This is a genomic window from Methylobacterium sp. WCS2018Hpa-22 (genome assembly GCF_031843785.1).
Taxonomy (GTDB): domain Bacteria; phylum Pseudomonadota; class Alphaproteobacteria; order Rhizobiales; family Beijerinckiaceae; genus Methylobacterium.
Map to the genome: position 1 here is coordinate 126,666 of NZ_JAVTJA010000007.1, position 20,589 is coordinate 147,254.

Sequence of the window (20,589 nt, forward strand, 5' to 3'; positions counted from 1 at the left end):
GCTCCTGCTGGAATCGTCCGCTCACGAACGTTGGGCCCTGCGGCTCAGCGCCCGCGGACTCGACTTCTTCGAGGACTTGCCCCGACCGGACAGGCTCGGGTTCGTCATGAAGTATTTGTGCGCGTTGAACGGCTCCTCACCCTCCGCAGGCTGGACCCGTTCACTCGCACCAGACGCCAGTACACGCCAGCTCTGCTGGTTGTCGAGAAGGTTGGCGAGCATGATCTGGTCCAGCACCTGCTGGTGCACAGTCTGGTTGGTGATGGGCAGGAGCGCCTCGACCCGGCGGTCGAGGTTACGGCTCATCAGGTCGGCGGACGAGATCGAGACCGTGGCCTTGGGATGGGGCAGGCCGAATCCGTTGCCGAAGGCGTAGATCCGACCGTGTTCGAGGAAGCGCCCGACGATGGACTTGACCCGGATCGTCTCCGAGAGGCCGGGAATGCCGGGCCTCAGGCAGCAGATTCCGCGCACCACGCAGTCGATCTGCACGCCCGCCTGTGAGGCGTCGTAGAGCGCGTCGATGATCTGCGCGTCGACGAGGGAATTGCATTTGATCCAGATCGCGGCCGGACGCCCGGCCTTGGCATGCGCCACCTCGGCCGCGATGCTCTCGATCAGGCGTGGCTTCAACGTCAGCGGCGAGACCGACATCCGCTCGAGTTCGGCGGGCTCGGCATAGCCGGTGATGTAGTTGAAGATGCGCGAGACGTCCCGCGCCACCGCCGGATCGGCGGTGAAGAACGACTGGTCCGTGTAAACCCGCGCGGTGATCGGATGGTAGTTGCCGGTGCCGACATGGCAGTAGGTGACGAGCTTGTCGCCCTCGCGGCGCACCACCATCGACAGCTTGGCATGGGTCTTCAGTTCGATGAAGCCGAACACCACCTGCGCGCCGGCCTTCTCCAGGTCACGGGCCCAGCGAATATTGGCTTCCTCATCGAACCGCGCCTTCAACTCCACAAGGGCTGTGACGGACTTGCCGAGTTCCGCGGCCTCAGCCAGCGCAGCCACGATCGGTGAGTTCGACGAGGTGCGGTAGAGGGTCTGCTTGATCGCCACCACGTTCGGGTCACGGGCAGCCTGGGCCAGGAACTGAACCACCGAATCGAACGATTCGTAGGGGTGGTGGACGATGAAGTCCTTCTGCCGGATGGCGGCGAAGACATCGCCGCCGCTCTCGCGGATGCGCTCAGGGAAGCGTGGGTTGTAGGATTTGAACTTCAGGTCCGGCCGGTCGATTCCGACGATCTGCGCCAACTCATTGAGGGCAAGCATGCCCTCCACCACGAAGATGGCGTCGTAGCCGATCTCGAGTTCGTCGGCGACGAAGGCCCGAAGGTCCTCAGGCATCCCGGCCTCGACCTCGAGCCGGATGACGACGCCGCGCCGACGCTGTTTCAATGCGGTCTCGAAATGCAGGACGAGGTCCTCCGCCTCTTCCTCGATCTCGAGGTCGGAATCGCGGATGACGCGGAACGCCCCCTGCCCCTTCACGAAATATCCGGGGAACAGGCGGCCCGTGAACAGCACGATCAGCTGCTCGATGGCGATGAAGCGCGCGGTGGTGTCTCCGGCCATGTCGGGCAGGCGCACGAAGCGGCCGAGGACCGAGGGCAGACGGATGAGGGCGCGCAGCGTCCGCCCGTCGCGCGGGCGGACCATCATCAGTGCGATGCTGGAGCCGAGGTTGGACAGGAACGGGAAGGGATGGGCCGGATCGATGGCGAGCGGCGTCAGGACCGGGAAGACGTGACTGAGGAAGTACTCCTCCAGCCAGGCCTTGTGCTCCGGGGTCAGGTCACCGGGCTCTACCAAGTCGATACCGACTCCATGCAGATCGTCACGCAATTCACGCCAGCGCCGCTGCTGGTCGAGGGCCAGCCGCGAGACTTCCGAGCCGATGCGGGCAAGCTGTTCGGCCGGGCTCAGCCCATCCTGCGATGGCTGGATCAGCCCGGCGCGGACCTGATCGTGCAGGCCCGCCACGCGAACCATGAAAAACTCGTCGAGGTTGTTGGCCGAGATCGAGAGGAAGCGCAGCTGTTCCAGCAGCGGATGGCTGGTGTTGGAGGCTTCCTCCAGCACCCGGCGGTTGAATTGCAGCCACGACAATTCCCGGTTCACGAAACGCTCCGGCGATTCGCGAAGGGCCCTACCGGCCGCCAGAACGCTCTCCCGTGCCGGGGGCTCGGCAGCGGCCCGTTCGGGCACCGTGTCGGCGATGACCGTCTCGACCAGGATGGAATCGGTCTCCGCGTCGTCCGCCGATGCGGAATCCTGCGCCGTCGCTCCGGGCCGGGACTTCGAGGCCGTCGAGGCGGGCTTCGTCACCCGTGCATGCGCGGCGGGGGCCCGGACGGTGCCGGCGCCCGCGGGCCGGCGTCGGGGCGCAGGCCCCTTCGCTGGCGCCGCGTTCGGCGTCCGGGAATCCAGGTCGTCCTCGCCGGGGCCGTTCTCGCCGTGCGAGTCCTCGGCGGCCAGAGCCGCTTCCCGCTCCTCGGCATCCGTACCCTTGGCGATCGCGTCCGACTCGACTTCCGGCAACGGGTCTTCTCCTCGACTCTGATAAAACGATCTGCTTCGTAACATACGATAGGGTCGCCGCGTCTGACATTTCGATGACAATCGGGCCGGACCTTTCTTCAGGTCGGCGGACCGTCCTCTTCGGTCTCGTCGTCGCCGGCCTCGTCGTCCGGTACTCCCAGATCAGCCAGGACCGACATGGCCAGCGGCCGCGTGATGCGTCGACCCCGGCGCAGGGCGTCGCGGTCGAGTTCGGCCACCACTGCCCTTGCCCTGGCAAGGGAACGGTCGATCCGCAAGGCGATGGCCTCGACGACGCTGAGATCGACGACGAGCTGGCGGTCCACGAAAAGCTTTACCAGCACCGCTCGCATCAGCGCATCGTCGGGGGGCAGAATCGTGGCGCCCGGCGCCAGCCTGAGGCGCGAGCGCAGATCGGCGGTAACAAGGCCTAGCGCCTCAACCGGTGCCGCCGCCGTGATGAGGACGGGGCTGCCATTCTCCCGGGCGAGGTTGAGGAGGTGGAACAGGGCCGCCTCGTCGCGCCCCTCGGGCCGGTCGAGATCTTCGACCACCAGGGCACCGTTCGAAACGAGATGGGTGACTGAGTCGGCGGTGACGCCCGAGGCGGGGACGGTCCAGGCGTGTGAACGCGTCGCCCAGATCGAGGCCAGATGGCTCTTGCCGCTGCCCGACGGCCCCGTGATGAGACAGACCGTATCGGGCCAGCGCGGCCAGGCTTCGATCAGCCCATAGGCAGCCTCGTTCGCCGGCCCCACCAGGAAATCCTCGCGACCGTAGCGCGGGTCGAGGGGGAGGTCGAAGGCGAGTTGCTTCGGAGGCGCGGCCACGCGCATCGGTGTCTTCATCCCTCGCGCTTCTGAATCAGGATCGGTTCTTCCGCATAATAGAGTGGACTTTGAAGATAACGCGAGATCGCGAACCGCACGATGACGCCGATGGAGGCGGCCACCGGCACGGCGAGAAGGAGGCCGAGGAACCCGAACAGGGAGCCGAAGGCCAGGAGCGCGAACATCAGCCAGACCGGGTGCAGCCCGACCGAGTCACCGACGAGCTTGGGCGAGATGACGTTGCCTTCGAAGAACTGGCCGACCACGAATACGGCGACGGTCAGCCCGATATGGAGCCAGTCCGATGTCGGCCAGAACTGGACCAGGGCGACGCCCACCGAGAGAAGGAAGCCGACGAGGGTGCCGACATAGGGGATGAAGGTGAGGAAACCCGCGATCATCCCGATCAGCACGCCGAAATTCACCCCGACGAAGAACAGGCCGACGGCATAGAACGTCCCCAGGATCAGGCAGACCAGGGTCTGTCCGCGGACGAAGCCGATGATCGCCCGGTCGATCTCGTCGGCCAGACGCCGCACGGTGGTGCGGTGGCGCGGAGGGGTCCAGCCGTCGACGGTGGCGACCATCCGATCCCAGTCAACGAGGAGGTAGAAGGCCACGACGGGGGTGACGACGAGGAGCGAGGCGATGGAGACCAGCGCCTGGCTGCCCGACCACAGCGACTTCAGGAAAGCCAGGAACCACGTGCCGCCCTGCCCCACCAGGGTTCCGACGGACGATTGCAGGTCGTTGAGAACGTCCGCCCCGCCGACCCGCGTCAGGATCGGCCCGACCCGCTCGACAATGATACCCTGCAGCCGTGACACCATGCCGGGGAACGTCGTCACAAGCGCCGAGATCTGATTGGCGGCCAGGGGCACCACGATCAGCAGGATCACCACGAGCCCGACGACGAACATGGCGAGTATCAGGAGCGAGGCGGAGAGCCGCCCGAGACCCAGGCGCTGGAGCCTGTCGGCCATGGGGTCGAGAAGATAGGCGAGGGCCAGCCCTGCCACGAAGGGCAGCATCACCCCCGAAAGCAGGTAAAGCAGCAGCGCGACGATGCCGAGGCCCACCAGTCCGATCACCGCCCTGCCGCGCATCGGCCCTCCTCCGTCTCGTCTGTCGCCCGCGCACAAGAGTGGGAAGGCGGTGCGGCGGGGTCAAGGCTCGGCCGCGGAGGCCCGGCCCGCGACCGGGGGCGGGCTTGGATGACTTTCATCGGCACGAGAGCGGATTTTTAACAAGATAGACTGCATTATCCCCGTTACGACGGGGGATAAAATGAGTCTATCGCGAAAGTTTGTTGTTTTAATCGCAGCTATGCTGGTATCCAGCTTGCTTCTGGCTGGGTCCATCATCCTTTATGGACGGGCTGTCGATCAGGTAGGCGCAGCCTACGCGACTCGCCAGAAATCGATCCTCCTCGCTGACGAGATCCGGCAGAGTTCGGACGATCTCACCCGGCTCGGCCGCACCTACGTCGTCACCGGCCATGCGTCGTACAAGCAGCAATATCTGGACATCCTCGATATCCGCTCCGGCCGTAAGCCACGCCCTGAGGAGTATCATCGTATCTACTGGGATTTCGTCGCGGCCGGCGTGGCCAAGCCGCGCCCCGACGGCGAGACCGTGTCGGTGCACGACCTGATGAAGCGTCTCGGCTTCAGCCGGCAGGAAACCGACATGCTGGCGGAATCCGTTCGGAATTCGGACGGCCTGGTTCATCTCGAGGTCGAGGCGATGAATCTCGTCGAGGGCAAGGACAAGAATGGCCAGCCCCTGGCACAGCCGGATCCGGCCCGAGACCGCAACCGAGCGATCGGGCTTGTCCATTCGGAGGCCTATCACGGGTTCAAGGCGCAGATCATGAAGCCGCTCGACGCGTTCTACGGGCTGATGCAGTCCCGCACCGACGCGGCCGTCGCGGCGGACGAAGCCCAGGCGCGCTTCTACTTCGCCGTCGTTGTCGCCACGCTGGTCGCCACCGTCGCCACCTTCCTGGCGCTCGGCTGGTTCGCCCATGAAGCGCTGGTCCGCGGCTACGGTGCGGTCGGCCTGGCTATGGGCCGGATCGCTGATGGCGATTACGCCGCCGCGGTGCCCTGCCTGGACCGCCGCGACGAGGTCGGCAGCCTCGCCCGGGGCCTCGAAGCCTTCAAGGCCAACCTCGCCCGAGACGTGGCGGAGCGTCACGCCGAGGAAACCCGACAGCGCGAGATCGCGCGCCGGGCTCAGACCGAGACCCTGGCGCAGGCCTTCGAAGCAGCTTTCGGCGGCATCGTCCGTGCCGTAGGGACCTCCGTGGGTGAGCTGCAGGACACTGCGCAGGCGATGTCGCAGATGGCCGGTGACACCGCCGACCGTTCCGGCGCGGTGATCCGTGCCGCGCAGGAGGCCTCGGCCAACGTCGCCGCCGTAGCGGCAGCTGCGGAGCAACTCAGTGCCTCGGTGTCGGAGGTCGGCCGTCAGGTCGATAGTTCGGCGGCGCTGACGCAGGCTAGCGCGACGGAGGCCGGGCGCACCGCGGGGCTGGTTCAGGATCTGAGCCGCGCGGCGACCCGGGTCGGCGACGTGGTGGCGATGATCAACGGCATCGCCAGCCAGACCAACCTGCTCGCCCTTAACGCCACGATCGAGGCCGCGCGTGCCGGCGAGGCGGGACGCGGCTTCGCGGTGGTGGCGGCCGAGGTCAAGGAACTCGCCACCCAGACCGCCAAGGCCACCGACGAGATCGCCTCCCAGATCGGCGACATCCAGTCGGTCACCCAGGAGGCGGTGACAGCGATCGGCGCCATCGCCGGGCGCATCGACGATTTGAGCGGGATCTCGAGCGCGATCGCGGCCGCGGTGGAGGAACAGGGGGCGGCGACCCGGGAGATCGTTCGCAACATCCACCAGACCGCCGATGGCACCGGTCAGGTCACGTCTCATATCGGCGGCGTCGCCGACGCGGCGCAGAGGGCCGGCGGAGCGGCCGAGCGAGTGCTTTCCGTCGCCTCCTCGGTCTCGCACGATGCCGACCATCTCGATGCCGAAGTCACCCGTTTTCTGGCGCAGCTTCGCGCCGCCTGAGGACGATGCTCCGATCTGCGCGGGGCGTTGCCTGTCCGATTCATCGAAGCGGGCGCGGGATCGGCGAGCTCGGTGCGGCGCTCGTCGAACGGTGGAGGCGATCGAAATGTGCTTCCGCGCCCGGCACCGGGTGCCGAACTCGTCCGCGACGACTCGCCGAGACCGCCGCGACCCGTTAGAGCAGCCGGGACAGGACGTTGAGACGAGGTGCCGATGACGGCCGAGAGCAAGAACGGCGAAAGCCGGAACGGAATGACCTACGCGGATGCGGGCGTCGATATCGATGCGGGCAACGCCATGGTCGAGACGATCAAGCCGCTGGTGCGCTCCACCCGCCGGCCCGGGGCGGATGCCGAGATCGGCGGGTTCGGCGGGTTGTTCGACCTGAAGGCCGCCGGCTTCTCCGACCCGATCCTGGTGGCGGCCAATGACGGCGTCGGCACCAAGGTCAAGATCGCCATCGAGACCGGCCGCCACGACACGATCGGCGTCGATCTCGTGGCGATGTGCGTGAACGACATCATCGTCCAGGGCGCCGAGCCGCTGTTCTTCCTCGACTATTACGCCACCGGCAAGCTGGTGCCGGGTGTCGGCACCGATATCGTCCGCGGGATCGCGGCGGGCTGCCGCATCGCGGGCTGCGCCCTCATCGGCGGCGAGACCGCCGAGATGCCCGGCCTCTACGACGGGTCGGATTATGACCTTGCAGGCTTCAGCGTCGGCGCCGCCGAGCGTGGCAAGCTTCTGCCACGCCCCGGCATCGCACCCGGCGATGTGGTGCTCGGCCTGCCGTCCTCCGGTGTACATTCAAACGGCTTCTCGCTGGTCCGCCGGATCGTCGAGGCAAGCGGCCTCTCCTACGACGACCCGGCCCCGTTCGAGCCGTCGCGCTCGCTCGGCGACGCCCTGCTGGAGCCGACCCGGATCTATGTGAAGCCGCTGCTGGCCGCCCTTAAGGCAACGGACGGGATCAAGGCGCTCGCTCACATCACCGGCGGCGGCTTTCCCGACAACCTGCCCCGCGTCCTGCCCGACGGCGTCGGCATCAGCATCGACCTCGACGCAATCATTCCGCCGCCCGTCTTCGGATGGATCTCGAAGGTCGGCGGGGTCGCGGAATCCGAAATGCTGCGCACCTTCAATTGCGGTATCGGCATGGTGGCGGTGGTCTCGCCCGAGAGCGTGTCGGCGGTGACCCGTGCGCTCGACACTGCCGGGGCCTCGCCGATCCGCCTCGGGCTCATCACCGAGCGCGGACCCGAGCCGGTGACCTTCCAGGGTAAGCTCGCCCTGTGATGGCTCCCCGAGCCAAGACGCGGGTCGCGATCCTCATCTCGGGACGCGGCTCGAACATGGTCTCGCTGATCGAGGCCGCTCGGGCACCGGACTATCCGGCCGAGATCGTTCTCGTCGCTTCCAACCGGCCCGACGCCGGTGGTCTCGCCCATGCGGCGAGTGTCGGGATCGCCACGAAGGCGCTCGATCACCGCGCCTATCCCGACCGGGCGAGCTTCGATGCCGCCCTGAACGCGGAACTCGAAGCGGCCGGGATCGAACTCGTCGTGCTCGCCGGCTTCATGCGGATCCTCTCCGCGGGCTTCGTCGAGGCTTGGGCCGGGCGGATGATCAACATCCATCCGTCGCTGCTGCCGCTGTTTCGCGGCGTCCATACCCACGAGCAGGCCTTGGCGGCCGGCGTCTGCCTGCATGGCTGCACGGTGCATTACGTGGTGCCGGAACTCGATGCCGGGCCGATCGTGGCCCAGGCCGCCGTCCCGGTCCTGCCGGGCGACGATGCCGACAGTCTCGCCGCGCGCATTCTCGTGCAGGAACACCTCCTCTACCCGCGTGCCCTGGCGCTGATCGCCGGCGGACGGGCCAGGCTGGAGAATGGCCGCGTGGTATTCGCCGGAGATATCGCGCCGGCCGAGGGGGCCTTGCTCAGCCTGTCCGCGCAAGGCTGAGGCCCGAATCGCCGATCCCGAAACATCGAGATCGGCGATGATGACGGCTTACGCCGGGCGCGGCAGGCTGCAGCTGTCGAGGGCCGAGAGAGCCTTCGCGCGGGCGGAATCGTTGAAGTAGCCGGTGGTGCGGTAGGATTCGAGCTCGGCCGGGTTGAGGCTCGCCAGGGTCTGCTTGGCGTAGCAGCCGCATGGGCGGGCGAGCGACGCTTCGGGGACGCTCTGCAGGCGGGACTGCGTCACCGTGCAGGCGTGGCGCACGCGTCCGGTGAGGTTGCTGGCGGAGGCCGTCTTCAACGCGGGGTCGGGCGTGTAGCCTTCGAGGGAGGCCGTGGGCGCACCCTTGTTCGCGTTGCAGGCGGCGAGCAGGGACACGAGGCCGGCGGCGAGCAGGATCCGGCCGGTGCGCGAAGCGATGGAGCGCATGGAATGTGGGGTCCGTGAAAGGGATTCGATGAGGGAATTCCTTTCACGCCCGGCAGGACTCGCGCGCAAGGGCGTTCGCGCCACACCCGGCATCGTTCCGCGCCACGCTCCCGGTTCACCGGACGACGACGCGATCACGAACCCGTTGGCGGCGCGAAAGCCGGTCGGGCTCAGCCGACGATGTCGGAATCCTGGAAGAACTGCGCGATCTCGATCTTCGCGTTCTCGGCGCTGTCAGAGCCGTGCACGGTGTTCTCGCCGACCGACTCGGAGAAGGTCTTGCGGATGGTGCCCTCGTCGGCATTGGCCGGGTTGGTGGCGCCCATCACGGTGCGGTAAGCGGCGACGGCGTTCTCGCCCTCGAGCACCTGCACGACCACGGGGCCCGAGGTCATGAAGGAGACGAGTTCACCGAAAAACGGGCGCTCCTTGTGAATCTCGTAGAACTTTTCGGCCTGGGCCTGGGTCATCTGGATGCGACGCTGGCCGACGATGCGCAGGCCCGCCTTCTCGATCACGGCATTCACGGCGCCGGTGAGGTTCCGCTTGGTCGCGTCGGGCTTCAGGATGGAGAAAGTGCGCTCGGTGGCCATGTTCAGTCCGGTTATGTTCGCTCAGCCGAAAACGGCTTCGGCGGCCGGCTTATAGCGGGCACGCCCCATCCTCTCAACCCGGAGGACGAAGACGGCGCATCCACAGCGGAATTCCCTTGGTCATGGCTTCGGCGCAACAGTGCCGGAAATTCGCCCGATTGCTGGTGTCTTCTCGCACCAGAAGACGCCGGCCTGGACCGTTCTCGACGCCCGGCACGGCCACGACCAAGCTCTCGACCCCAGGCTCACGACCCTTCGCGACGCTTCCGCCGATGCGCCGCGGCCCTTCACAGGCTCCAGGAGACCAAAAGCCATGCGCGTTGCCCTGACCTCCGCCTTCCTGCTTTCCGGACTCGTCGCCGCCGTTGCGGCCCCGTCGAAGGACCCGTCCGGCACCTGGCTCACGAAGGATGGCCGCGCCAAGATCCGCATCGATCATTGCGGCCCGAACAGCGCGAACATCTGCGGTAAGGTCGTGTGGCTGAAGACGCCGACCACCGAGACGGGTGCGCCGCGCACCGACGCCAAGAACCCCGACCCGAAGAAGCGCTCGCGTCCCGTGATTGGCCTGCAACTCATCGAGGGGCTCGCCCCCGACGAGGAGAAGTTTTCGGGCGACATCTACAATATCGACGAGGGCAAGATCTATCAGGTCAGCCTGGAGCGCGAATCCGGCTCCGAGCTCAGCGTGTCGGGATGCCTGCTCAAGGTCCTGTGCGGTTCGGAGACCTGGACCCGCGTGCCGGACGTGAACCAGCAGGCCGCTGTCGCCCCGGCTTCCGAGGCCGCGCCGAAGCCCGCTACGAAGGCGGCCGCCAAACCGGCTGCCGCTCAGGCCGAAGCCAAGAAGTAGCGGATCAGATCGCCGCGAAGCCTCGCTTCACGGCGGGTCTCGCCAGAACCAGATCGAGCCAGCGCCGGACATTCGGCAGGCTCGACAGGTCGATATCCTGCTTCTCGTGATGCTTGGCCCAGGTGAGAATCGCAATGTCGGCGATGGAATATTCGCCGGCCACGTAGTCGCGATCCGCGAGGCGGCGATCCAGCACGCCGTAGAGCCGATGCGATTCGGTGGTGAACCGCTCGATGGCGTAGGGGATTTTCTCCTGCGCGTAGATCCGGAAATGATGCGTCTGGCCAAGCATCGGCCCAAAGCCGCCAACCTGCCAGAACAGCCATTCGTCCACCGCCGCTCTGGCGCGTTCGTCGGCCGGGTAGAGGCACCCGGTCTTGCGACCGAGATATTGCAGAATCGCCCCCGATTCGAAGATCGAGATCGGCTTCCCTCCGGGGCCGTCCGGATCGACGATGGCCGGAATCTTATTGTTGGGCGAGATCGCCAAAAAGTCCGGGGCCAGCTGGTCGCCCTTGCCGATATTCACCGGCACCACCCGATAGGGCAGGCCGCACTCTTCCAGCATGATGGGAATTTTCCAACCGTTGGGCGTGCCCCAGGTATGGACGTCGATGGGCTTCTGGGTGGCGGCGGCCATGGGAAACGTCCCGCTCCTGTCAGGGTCGCGTCATATCGCCGATTCAAACCGGACGAGAAAGCGGATGGTTGCAGCTTTCACGCCGACATCCAACGGTGGACGGCATGGGGCGGCGCGACGAAGAGACTTGCTCTCCCCCCGACTTCTGGCTGTGATGAGGTCGGCTCTGCCTCCGTTTCGTGAGTGCAGGGTAACGATCTGGGGTTGCAATCATGCGGGTTTGTTGTTTTCCAGCCATGGTGATCGCGGTGTCCATGGTCCTGGGCTTCGCCACGGCCGCGTCCGCCCAGGCCCCTGTGGCCGCTTCCCCGGATGCCGCCGCGAAGGAATTGAGCGTGGGGCAGAACGCTGCCAGGGAGCGGCAGAAGAAGTGCGGTGCCGAATGGCGTGCCCTCTCGGTCGCCGACAAGGCCGCGCAAGGACCGAAATGGCCGCAATATTATAGTAAATGCGTCAAGCGTCTAAAAGCAGTTTGATTTCAATAGCTTAGATATTTAAATTGCACGCAATGTATACCGGTCTTGATACCCGATTGTTACCCCTGCCCTGCCCTGCCCTGCCCTGCCCTGCCTTGCCCTGGATCGTGGGTCACCATCCGCCCGTCCCGTGAGGAAGCCGTCTCTCCGTGCTTTGGAGGACATGGGCGCGCTGGCGAAGTGTGATGATCTTGCCGGGATAGCGCGCCACGACGTCCTCAAACCACTTTTTCGCAAGTGACAGATCCGTGCACAGCACAACCTCTCGTTCAATTCCCGAGTCGTCATCGTGCCAGATATCGATCCGAAAGACTGACGTTGCGGTTGTGAAGCCGTCTCCGCTGGGCGCTGTTTTGATCGTCGGGACGACAAGCCGAGCTTGGCATTTCGGCTCATATTTTCCGGGTTCTCTCATGCCAGTAGGCCAACGCCATCGGCATCCGAGCGTGAGCCGTTCCCTTAGCGTCTCAAGCGACGTTTCTGGGCCATGGACCTCCACGAGTCGGCTAACGAGGTAACGGCCCTCCCGGCGACAAGGTGTGCACCTGATTCGCAGCTTCCCGCCAACGATGCCCCCCAGTGTGTCCATGGAAGGTCACGTGGCCGAGATCGATCCACGAACGTAGCCTGTCGAGATCGCCTTGAACGCCACCACAAGGTCCGCCTCCAAACGCAAAACGTCCTCAACAGCGAAGGCCAGCGCCCTTTCAATGTCGCCCTGCGCGGCTTCAAGATACGCAAGCGTTCCGGCTTCCACATCCGTCATCGCCTCGATCTCGGCCAACTGAGCTGCGGTAGCCATTCCTGCCTCCTGTGAGAACGAACCAGGAACATACCTCATTGGGGGAGGAAAAGAAGCTCACATGTTGTGCATCCACAAACCGTGTGCCGACGCTTGATCTCCGTCCCCCCGACCGTCGCACGCTCCAGCTATTTGGTTAGATCGATGCCCATTTCCTGCTTCCTCACTCAAAGGCCCTGTCGCGAAACTGCCCTTTGACGAATCAGGGAAAATCTATTTCACGGCAGCTTGGTGGCTAGAGTCCTACGACAGGAGAGCGTGGGAGGTCGGAGTTGGATACGCGCCCACCAGTGGACATTCGGGGTTACGTCCGTTCCGTTTATCTAGTTTAGAATCGCATCTCTGATGCCAGCCTTAAGTTCAGGCCGGACGCGGCACCATTTGACGTGGAGGCTCGTCCGCTTCAACGACGAAACATGTCATCGGGTCCGATGTAGCGAACGTCCACGCTGTTCCCAAGCCACCCCACGCTGGCCAGTGCCAAACCAAGTCTATTTCGGTTGAGCGGCACCGTGAGCCTTCCCAACCGTTCGAATTCGGAGCCGTAGACACGGGTTCCATCCTCACTGTCGACAAGACGTAGGACTGACCCGGTCGGTGGCCCTTCCGCGTCCCAATCGACGTCGAGTTCATGTTCCGTGGCAGCCCATGTGTGGCGGCGTGAAGGTGCCATGCCGTCGATGAACTGCAACCACAGACCATGCGATACTGCCGTTGGCCATTCCGGATCGTTACGGCGACGCGAGATTTCACCGCTTCGCAACCAGCCGCGAAGACCCTGCATGGTCGTAAAATCCGCACCTGTGACGGTAACGGCGTCAATCGCTGCGAGGCGCGAACTGAAACCGGCATGCATCAGAATGGCGGCTGATATATTGAGCGAACCGGTTTCAACTGCGGCGGCTGCTACGCCAAGCTCTACGTCCTCCATGGAAAATCCACTATCCACCACATCACGGTGCGCGATTCCGCGCACCCGCACTGCTTCCATTGCCCAGGGCAGCTTGTAAACAAGTGCCTGTTCGACGAACTTGAGAACTTCGTCTTCCTGTCCTGTCGCCAGTTTCGCTAATGGGCTGCCAAGAAGCCAAGTTCTGAGGATCAACTCCCAATCGGATGGTAAGTTATCGGGGATAAATGGCGCGATAGAGAAGACCGATTTTGCGAAATCGGTGATCGCGGCGATTGCATCCTCGGCTTCGTCGAGACAAATGCAGGCGTTCGCGCGAACCAACAGCTCGTTAAGCTCGGCTGAAGCGGCATCAAGAGCCTCTCCCGTTTCAAGGCCAACGCCTGCAAGGAAGTAGCCGCGGCGCTGCATTGCTGTTGTTCGCCCCCAGATAAACTTTGCGCGCGCCACCAAGCCGGTCTTGAGCAATTTCTGAACCTTAGCCGTGCGGTGCAGAAGCCGACGTGACCAGAGGGATGAGGTCAGCACATCGTCAAGCATCGCCTCGATTTGATCATCGGGCACTTCTTGCTCGCCGAGCATACTAAGCAAAGCTGTGTCAAGTGTCATCAGGTAGTTTGACCACCGGACGCGTTCCTGGTTTTCAACAACATTAGGTTCATTTGGTAGAACTGCAAAATCCCAAGCAGTCGTGCCAGCGAGGTATTCAAACACGGTGGCCATCGATTTGGCGTTGGATTTGAGGGCAATACGTCTCATCAACCAGATCAGAAGTCGAACTAGGCCGCTCTCCATCTCCTTGCCCTTTACGCTATCGATCATCGCCTTCCAGTCGGCGCGGCGAGCGCGAATCCGGTCGAACATGGGCATCAGTACCAGACCTTCGACATCGACATAGGCGCGCCCGGCGCGACCAACAATATTTCGGAATTCTGCGATATCGATCAGATCGTTGGCCCGCTTCACACCGTAGAAAATAAGCGTGGTTGCAGTTAGGTTCAGCCCTTGTGCGAGCGTAGGCGAAGAAACGGTCACCCGCAGAACGCCCTCCCGCAACAGTCGTTCGACTTCCTTACGATAGGGTGTGGGAAGGGCGCCATGATGAATTGCAACGCCAAGTCTAAGGCAGGCTATTACTGGACTGCCTGCCCCCAACCACTCATTGCCAATTGCGATTGCGTTGTCGAGCACCGCCGGATCATGAATATATACCGGAAGGATGGATCCGCGATTTGCTAGGTCTACGATCGCTTTGGCGAAAGGTTCGACCGAGCGCCGCTGGGGGCAGAAGATAAGAACCGAATGTCTATCTGCAATTAATGCCCAGGCCGAAGCGATACAGAGCTCGCGCTGATCAGAGGGGAAGACCCGCGTCTTACGACCCCTTGGCAGGGCGGCAGTCAGAAATCGCGGCACGAACGGCTTCTCAGCACCAACGGAAATCTCAAGCCTTGCATGTTCATCACGCCATTCGACCTCGCCGTATCGAAGGCGAGTTGGACGCCAGTCCATTTTAATCAATCCATCTTCTTGATCGTTCGTCAGCCAAGCCGAAAAATCCTGAAGCTGGTCTCCCTCGGGGAGGATAGCCGAAAGACAGACAATGCGCCGGTGCTTGGCATCGCTCCGCCTCAGCAGCCTCTGAATTTGAACTTCGTAGCGTACCTCGCGCTCGGTCAGTCCAATCATATGACCTTCGTCGAGGACGACGAGCCCAACGGTATCAAGCAGGCCGGGGTCGTTGCGAAGGGCGAAATCTAGCTTCTCTGGTGTCGCGACGATGATGTCGCTGTCACGCAGGAAATCCTGGTCCACGTCGCCCACGCCTATCGCACCGTAGAGACTGGATACGCTTTTGCCGAGCGGCTGGAACGTCCGGTGAAGCGTACTTTCGGTCTGCGCCGACAAAGCGCGAAGGGGGGTAACAAACACCACGCGGCGGCCGGCGGCGAGACAAGCAAGGATGCAAAGCTCGGCAACCCGCGTTTTGCCAGCGCTCGTTGGCAGCGAAACGACCATGTTGTCGTCGAGATTGAGGGCGCGCGTCGCCGCGTCGATCTGTGACGGCCAAAGATCGATCTCTGCGCGGCTGCGGCGCAGTAGCGAGGCGATGAACACCTCGCGATAGGCGCTCCAGTCTCCCGCGCCGCCATCGGCCGGCTGGTTCGGGAGCCGTACATGGAAACTGGAGGACCAGAGGTCGCCAAGCAGATAAATGGTAAGGCGGTGGCACCACCAGCTGGGAACCATGTTGAGTTCGGCTGCAGACGCAAGACCAACGTTTAGACGCTCGACCGCGGCCCCAATTAGCTCGGCCTCCCCGCGCTCGAAGGCGAGCAGCGCGACTGCCATCGCGCGCGAGAAATTGTCGGTCAGAGCCTGATCAACTGCCTGTAGTAATGGCGCGCCTACGGGTTCGTCCTCGGCGTCTCCGGCCGTTGTGTCCGTGCCTTCATTGGCAGCAGCAAGACGCGAGATCATACTGTCGTCGGATGCGAATTCATCAGCACGCTGTCCGACAATCAACGCTTCAAGAGCATCAAGGTCGCGCAACATCAGCAGCGCAAGCGCGCGCTCGGGCACGCTCAGATTTGCGTCGTTTAGCCCTTCGTGGAGCAGAGAGAAGGCACGCGCGGCGTATCGGGCGAGATGATAACAGGCACCCGCAACTATCCGATGGAAATCCCGATCGCTTGTCGCGCGACCATGGGTCGTTGCCGCTTCAATAGCAGAGGCGGCATGCTCAAAAGCGTTTCGCGCTGCGTCGAGTTCAGCCCCATGATCAAGCAGGCGCAGGCCCTGAGCTAAGAGTGAATAAGCGTAAGTGAGAAGGTCGTAAGTGAGCAGGGCAGAGAATTGCGGCGCCTCGGGTGGAACCACGCCTTCGCGCCACACCATTGCCCGAGCCTGCCCCTTCGCAAGTAGGTCGTCGCGAAAACCGGGCGCGGTCGCCTCCACAATCAGCTGGGCGATCGCCTCAGGGCTTATTGCCATCGTCAATCGCCTTCTCAAAAACCTGTTTGATGAAGTCCTGGTGAGACGCTACGCGCAGACCGACAGCAAATTGCCGTATTTTTCCACTATAAGCATTCAAGTTCAATGTTAGCAGATTGGACGGATTGTTTCCGGTAAACATAAACATCAGATGAGATACCTGATTCGTATTGATCCGCGCCTTCAGCTGAAACTGATCGATAATCTCGGCCAGTGCGGTCTCGCCGGTCTCGAACAGCCGGTCGGCGACATAGGCAAGAGCGTGCGGCGTAGGTCGGCCGTTGCTAGCGTTGAGCGCCGCTCGTGCCTCGTCAACTGTCTTTTTACCAAGCGTGGCGCGACTCTTGACTTCGCCTTTTAGAAACTTGACCGTTAATGTTGGGTCGAGTCGGATCCCTAGTATGTCGTCGCCGCGCATGGCCATCTCGCGATGATCAGACCATCGCAATTTATAGACACCAACCTTGTAACTGGTAAACTCGCTCACATAGCTGGTGGCGAGGATTTCACCTAGATCGCCGGAGCGCGATTTGATACCTTGGGGCAGTTTAGTTTGGACATAATCGGCGACCGCCGGTTTACCTAGCCGACGCAAAATGTTGGCAACGCGATCAGGGGCAGCATAGTGATCTGGGACGACCGCAGCGACCGATGAAATAGCACTGGCGTGCGCATGAGAGTGCGCTTCCAAATAAGTAAGACTGTGCAATTTTAACTTAGTTACAGTCTTAGTACACCACGCTTTGATGTCAGCCACCTGCGGATCCCCCCTGCGGAGGTCCCTATCACGGCAGGAAGCGCGACGGCACCTCCCTTGATCAATGTTTTCGTCGTTCAAGCCGCGCGCATCCGTTGCGAGCGCAATCAACGCTATCATTGTGCTTCCGGGACCAGTCGGCACGCGGCAAGGGTCGGCCGAGGTCCTCCGTCATTTCCGTCATCTCTGTCACGATGCAGGGAGGCGGACCTTCTAAAATTCAGAGATGCCTCGGATTCGGGACTCTTTTGAGAAGCTTGTCTCGTATTCCGGCCTTACTTATTGCCAAGCACAGACGCGAGCGTTGGCGTTTTCCCAACACCGACCCTTCCGCTTCAGCGTCCCCAAAGAGTCGTGCGCGTGACCAGCTCCCTTCGTGCCGTTCCAATAGCCGTCCGCCTCGCCATTTCCACTGGCCATGACGGTAGCGAAGTAGGTCACTTTTCGCTCATCCATGCCAAGCGTCATGCCCCCATCCGCACCTTCAGTAACGTTGCATGAGCCGAACAGCTTGGGGACGTTTTTGACCTCTAGCAGGCACTTGCCAACATACTTCGCTTCCCCGTCAGGGCTTTCCATGGCAGCAGCGCCAAAGGTTGCCATAGCGGAGGCTAGGACAGTGATTGATGCAAGTCGGAGTGAACTCATAATGGCCCTGTAGAGTTTTGAGGTTGCGACCTTAGAAGCTTCCACTCATAACCTTCCAGTGTTTAGACGCAATGCCCACGCTCCGCTGATGAATGGCAGCATACTCGCAAGCGCTTGTAAACATTATATAGTTTACATCTGGCTATGTAAGTTGACAAAAGGAACCATTTGTGTTATTGTTCAGATAAGATAGCAGTATTTCAGCCAGCCGCACAGGGTCACACCTGGAGCGGCTTTTTTTGTGCGGAAATCAATCAAGGAGATACAATCATGATCCCGGTAGCTTTGAGACTACCTTACGAAACCTTAGATCTAATCGTCAAGGCAGCCAATGCTCAGGGCATGACCGTTGGCACATTCATTCGCGCTCAACTGATGAAGACCATCCATCAGCCGCAAACCATCCACACCAAGCCGAGAGAAGTTCTCAATGCCGCGTAAGAAGCTCGATCCTCGTCTAGCGAACAAGATTGACGTAATCGTCAAGCTAAATGCTGTGACATATGAGGCACTAGGCCGGGCTGCAAAATCCAATGCAATGCCTAGAAGCCAATTCATCCGGTCACTACTGACCATGCATCTAACAAAGATCAGCGCTTTTACAGAGAGTAAGACAATCTAATGGCTAGACCACGTACATTTGGCGATAGTTCTACCACGTCTGAGGTTAAACTTAGGCTGCCTAAAGATAAGTTCGCAGAGATTTCCCAACTGGCCGCTGAAGCTGGCCTTGCTCCTCAAGACTACATTAGAGCGCAACTGTTTAAACACGTCAAGGACGAAAAGAACAAGGCTACAGGCAATGACTAATACAGAATATAACGACTATCCTGAAGCGTTAAAAAGATACGCTATCGAGAAGATGTCTGAATTACTGTTAGACTTTAAGGCTATTACGCCTGAAGGCGTCGCTGATATGTACGGACAAATACTGAAGTTCGCACATGAGAATGGCAGTTTCAATACTGAAAAAGCAATGACCAATGACTAATACGAATGAAATCATCCGCGATCTTGGTATTCGACTGATCCGCGCTGAAATCAAGGCCCGTCAACCCAAAGACGCAAAGGCCGTAGAAGACGCCATCGCAACCCGTATCCGCATCGATTCCGTGGGTAGCGTTTACGTTGTCGATACCAGTGGAAACCGGGTCCATTCCAAGTCGTTTGAGCAATTCATGGACGAAGTTTCCAATGACCGTCCCGAGCTATTCAACGGCCGTCCGTCTAACCCTGGTGTGTCTTCATCTTCAAGCGTCAAGGGCAACCCATTTATGAAGGGCAGTCCAGGCTATAACCTCTCGGAAGGTATGAAGCTATATCGGACTGATCCTGAAACGGCAAAAGAACTAGCCTTCCAGGCTGGAATGAAACTCTAAGGAAACCAAGACATGCATACTGTAAAGAACCCGATCATGGGGGCCGGATGGCGCAAGCGTCTTCAGGACAAGGCCATGGTGGACGCATCCCGCAACGATCCCGAGTTGCTGGCACGTCGCGCCGAGTCTCAGGCCCGTATCGAGGCCGAACGCCAAGAGCAGAACCGCCTTGCTGCCGAGGCTGAAGCCCGTCGCCAGAGCGAGCTTGTCACGTTCCCAGCGATGCCGCTCAAGCTGGCAACCGAACTTGTGATCGCCTTTGAGCGCTTCCGAGGCGCAGGCCGTGCTGCTAGCGAGCTTGAGACTGAAGCGTTCTCTCGGATGGTCCACGGAGAGCCGTTGCCGCCGTCATTCCCCGTGATCCGCCTTATGCACGGCTTGCCTATGCCCGTCCCTGCCTCTGGCGTGCCTGCCAAGGCCGTCGAGGCCGAGAAGCCTCACACGGACCCTGTAGCGCTCGATAACGTCCTGAAGCTGCCTCCCAAGGGATCAAGGAAGCCTGAGAAGACCCCGGAGCTTGAGAGCGGCATGTTCCTCATCGATGGCGACGACGACTAACCGGGATCGCGGATCGTTTCGCCGGGGGAGCCGTAGCCACGACATTCCAGCTTGAGACGTGAAGCGACGGGAGGCCGGGTTTATCGCCATTGCCCGGTCTCCCCCATCATGTGCGACAAGTTGTCAACACAGACGGATTGCACCATTTTGAGATGCAACCTCCGCTTGTCTGCCCTCGCTCGCCTCGCGCGTAACTAACTATCTGAGACGGTAGAGAGCATGAAGGCCAGAGGTAGTCCAGAGCCGTCGCCCCATCTCAACCCTGGTGGGATACACCACGTCTGTCGCGGTCTGTCCGATGGGGGTTTAAGCGCTTGGTACTCGCTAGTCGCTCGAACCAAATCGGAATGCGAGGGGGCTTTGATGCGGAGCCCGTCTTTCTTCTCCCAGTCAACCCGCTATATCTAGTATGCCAAATCGGAATTAACCCGCTACATGTAGCTTCTCGGCTTTTCCGAGGGGCTTGACGGGTTTCCGGCATTGTCTGGATTTCGGGGCTAATGTCATCCGCCAAAGTCCCGTTTCACGCAGGGTTCGGCGCATCCGGGGGCCGTCGCCACCAATGCACCACCAAAGGCACTGACACCCATAGGAGAGACCTTCTCACACATGGGGGGAACACCGTAATCCGACGCTTGGTGCCTACCCCTAACGTCCGAAGCCGCTGAGGAACAGAAGCTCGACAAGGCGACAGGGAGGGTATGGGATACGGCCAAAGCAGACCATCATGTGTTATTAGCCTAAGAGTATAGCATCTTGCTGATAGTTATTGAACCTATCATGATCGATAGACGTTTTCTTGCCTAGCGTGCCATGCATGAACCCATTGGATAGATACCTCGGAAGGCCTTTGACATGTCACGACTCTACTTCGACTTTGATGATGGTCGCTCGCGTTTCAAAGACGACGAAGGGATGGATTTTCCCAACGCAGAGGCAGGCCGAACGGAGGCTTTGAAAACCCTTGCTGAGATTGCCAAGGACGCTATTCCGAGGAGCGATCACCAAGCGATCAGTGCCGTGATGCGCGATGATTCTGGGGCTACCGTCTACAGTGCGGAGGTCACCGTTTCAGGCGAGTGGCATAAGCCGCCCTCTTGATCCTAGCTATCTGAAGTGAAGAGCCTAGCAGGA

At 61.7% G+C, this 20,589-nt stretch carries 18 protein-coding genes; 9 read left to right on the top strand and 9 right to left on the bottom strand.

Annotated elements, in window-relative coordinates; genetic code table 11:
• Positions 1-21 precede the first annotated feature (21 nt).
• The 3 genes from RQI43_RS11315 to RQI43_RS11325 form a co-directional block, all read right to left on the bottom strand.
• Positions 22-2,547: an RNA degradosome polyphosphate kinase gene (locus RQI43_RS11315; protein WP_207412015.1), complete on the bottom strand. Its 2,526-nt coding sequence runs from the start codon at positions 2,545-2,547 to the stop codon at positions 22-24.
• Between the two features lie 98 nt (positions 2,548-2,645).
• Entirely contained in the window at positions 2,646-3,383 is a 738-nt protein-coding gene (locus RQI43_RS11320) for a DnaA ATPase domain-containing protein (protein ID WP_056424514.1), read from the bottom strand.
• Positions 3,384-3,391: 8 nt separating this feature from the next.
• Positions 3,392-4,483: an AI-2E family transporter gene (locus RQI43_RS11325; protein ID WP_311275214.1), complete on the bottom strand. Its 1,092-nt coding sequence runs from the start codon at positions 4,481-4,483 to the stop codon at positions 3,392-3,394.
• A gap of 235 nt (positions 4,484-4,718) precedes the next feature.
• Here RQI43_RS11325 and RQI43_RS11330 point away from each other — a divergent pair, with 235 nt between their 5' ends.
• The 3 genes from RQI43_RS11330 (at position 4,719) to purN (ending at position 8,419) form a co-directional block, all read left to right on the top strand.
• Positions 4,719-6,455 (top strand): HAMP domain-containing methyl-accepting chemotaxis protein, encoded by a 1,737-nt coding sequence (locus RQI43_RS11330; RefSeq protein ID WP_311275215.1) that lies wholly within the window; start codon positions 4,719-4,721, stop codon positions 6,453-6,455.
• Positions 6,456-6,668: 213 nt separating this feature from the next.
• Positions 6,669-7,751: a phosphoribosylformylglycinamidine cyclo-ligase gene (gene purM, locus RQI43_RS11335; protein WP_311275216.1), complete on the top strand. Its 1,083-nt coding sequence runs from the start codon at positions 6,669-6,671 to the stop codon at positions 7,749-7,751.
• A complete protein-coding gene (gene purN, locus RQI43_RS11340; RefSeq protein ID WP_405030600.1) occupies positions 7,748-8,419 on the top strand; it encodes a phosphoribosylglycinamide formyltransferase in 672 nt (223 codons plus the stop codon). Before purM ends, purN begins: the two co-directional genes overlap by 4 nt.
• A 48-nt stretch (positions 8,420-8,467) precedes the next feature.
• Here purN and RQI43_RS11345 read toward each other — a convergent pair whose 3' ends face one another.
• Positions 8,468-8,845 (bottom strand): hypothetical protein, encoded by a 378-nt coding sequence (locus RQI43_RS11345; protein ID WP_056424165.1) that lies wholly within the window; start codon positions 8,843-8,845, stop codon positions 8,468-8,470.
• A 170-nt stretch (positions 8,846-9,015) separates the two neighbouring features.
• Positions 9,016-9,438: a nucleoside-diphosphate kinase gene (gene ndk / locus RQI43_RS11350; protein WP_018043493.1), complete on the bottom strand. Its 423-nt coding sequence runs from the start codon at positions 9,436-9,438 to the stop codon at positions 9,016-9,018.
• A 313-nt stretch (positions 9,439-9,751) separates the two neighbouring features.
• Between ndk and RQI43_RS11355 the strand changes: the two genes are divergently transcribed.
• Positions 9,752-10,291 (top strand): DUF2147 domain-containing protein, encoded by a 540-nt coding sequence (locus tag RQI43_RS11355; protein WP_056424163.1) that lies wholly within the window; start codon positions 9,752-9,754, stop codon positions 10,289-10,291.
• 4 nt (positions 10,292-10,295) lie between these two features.
• Here the strand turns inward: RQI43_RS11355 and RQI43_RS11360 are convergent, their stop codons facing one another.
• Entirely contained in the window at positions 10,296-10,931 is a 636-nt protein-coding gene (locus RQI43_RS11360; RefSeq protein ID WP_311275219.1) for a glutathione S-transferase N-terminal domain-containing protein, read from the bottom strand.
• 254 nt (positions 10,932-11,185) lie between these two features.
• Here RQI43_RS11360 and RQI43_RS11365 point away from each other — a divergent pair, with 254 nt between their 5' ends.
• Complete coding sequence (locus RQI43_RS11365) at positions 11,186-11,407, top strand: hypothetical protein (protein WP_405030604.1); 222 nt, start codon at positions 11,186-11,188, stop codon at positions 11,405-11,407.
• A 595-nt stretch (positions 11,408-12,002) separates the two neighbouring features.
• Here RQI43_RS11365 and RQI43_RS11370 read toward each other — a convergent pair.
• From RQI43_RS11370 to RQI43_RS11380, 3 genes are all read right to left on the bottom strand, one after another.
• Positions 12,003-12,209: a hypothetical protein gene (locus RQI43_RS11370; RefSeq protein ID WP_311275221.1), complete on the bottom strand. Its 207-nt coding sequence runs from the start codon at positions 12,207-12,209 to the stop codon at positions 12,003-12,005.
• Positions 12,210-12,612: 403 nt separating this feature from the next.
• Complete coding sequence (locus RQI43_RS11375) at positions 12,613-16,113, bottom strand: DEAD/DEAH box helicase (protein WP_311275222.1); 3,501 nt, start codon at positions 16,111-16,113, stop codon at positions 12,613-12,615.
• Positions 16,097-16,870 (bottom strand): Hachiman antiphage defense system protein HamA, encoded by a 774-nt coding sequence (locus RQI43_RS11380; RefSeq protein WP_311275223.1) that lies wholly within the window; start codon positions 16,868-16,870, stop codon positions 16,097-16,099. The genes RQI43_RS11375 and RQI43_RS11380 overlap by 17 nt, the downstream gene beginning before the upstream one ends.
• A 918-nt stretch (positions 16,871-17,788) precedes the next feature.
• Here RQI43_RS11380 and RQI43_RS11385 point away from each other — a divergent pair.
• From RQI43_RS11385 to RQI43_RS11400, 4 genes are all read left to right on the top strand, one after another.
• Positions 17,789-17,959, top strand: coding sequence for a hypothetical protein (locus tag RQI43_RS11385; RefSeq protein WP_311275224.1), 171 nt, complete (start codon positions 17,789-17,791; stop codon positions 17,957-17,959).
• Positions 17,960-18,501: 542 nt separating this feature from the next.
• A complete protein-coding gene (locus RQI43_RS11390) occupies positions 18,502-18,897 on the top strand; it encodes a hypothetical protein (RefSeq protein WP_311275225.1) in 396 nt (131 codons plus the stop codon).
• 75 nt (positions 18,898-18,972) lie between these two features.
• Positions 18,973-19,455, top strand: a complete 483-nt coding sequence (locus tag RQI43_RS11395) for a hypothetical protein (RefSeq protein ID WP_311275226.1) — start codon at positions 18,973-18,975, stop codon at positions 19,453-19,455.
• 855 nt (positions 19,456-20,310) lie between these two features.
• Positions 20,311-20,556, top strand: a complete 246-nt coding sequence (locus tag RQI43_RS11400) for a DUF6894 family protein (RefSeq protein WP_311275227.1) — start codon at positions 20,311-20,313, stop codon at positions 20,554-20,556.
• The last annotated feature ends 33 nt before the right edge of the window (positions 20,557-20,589 follow it).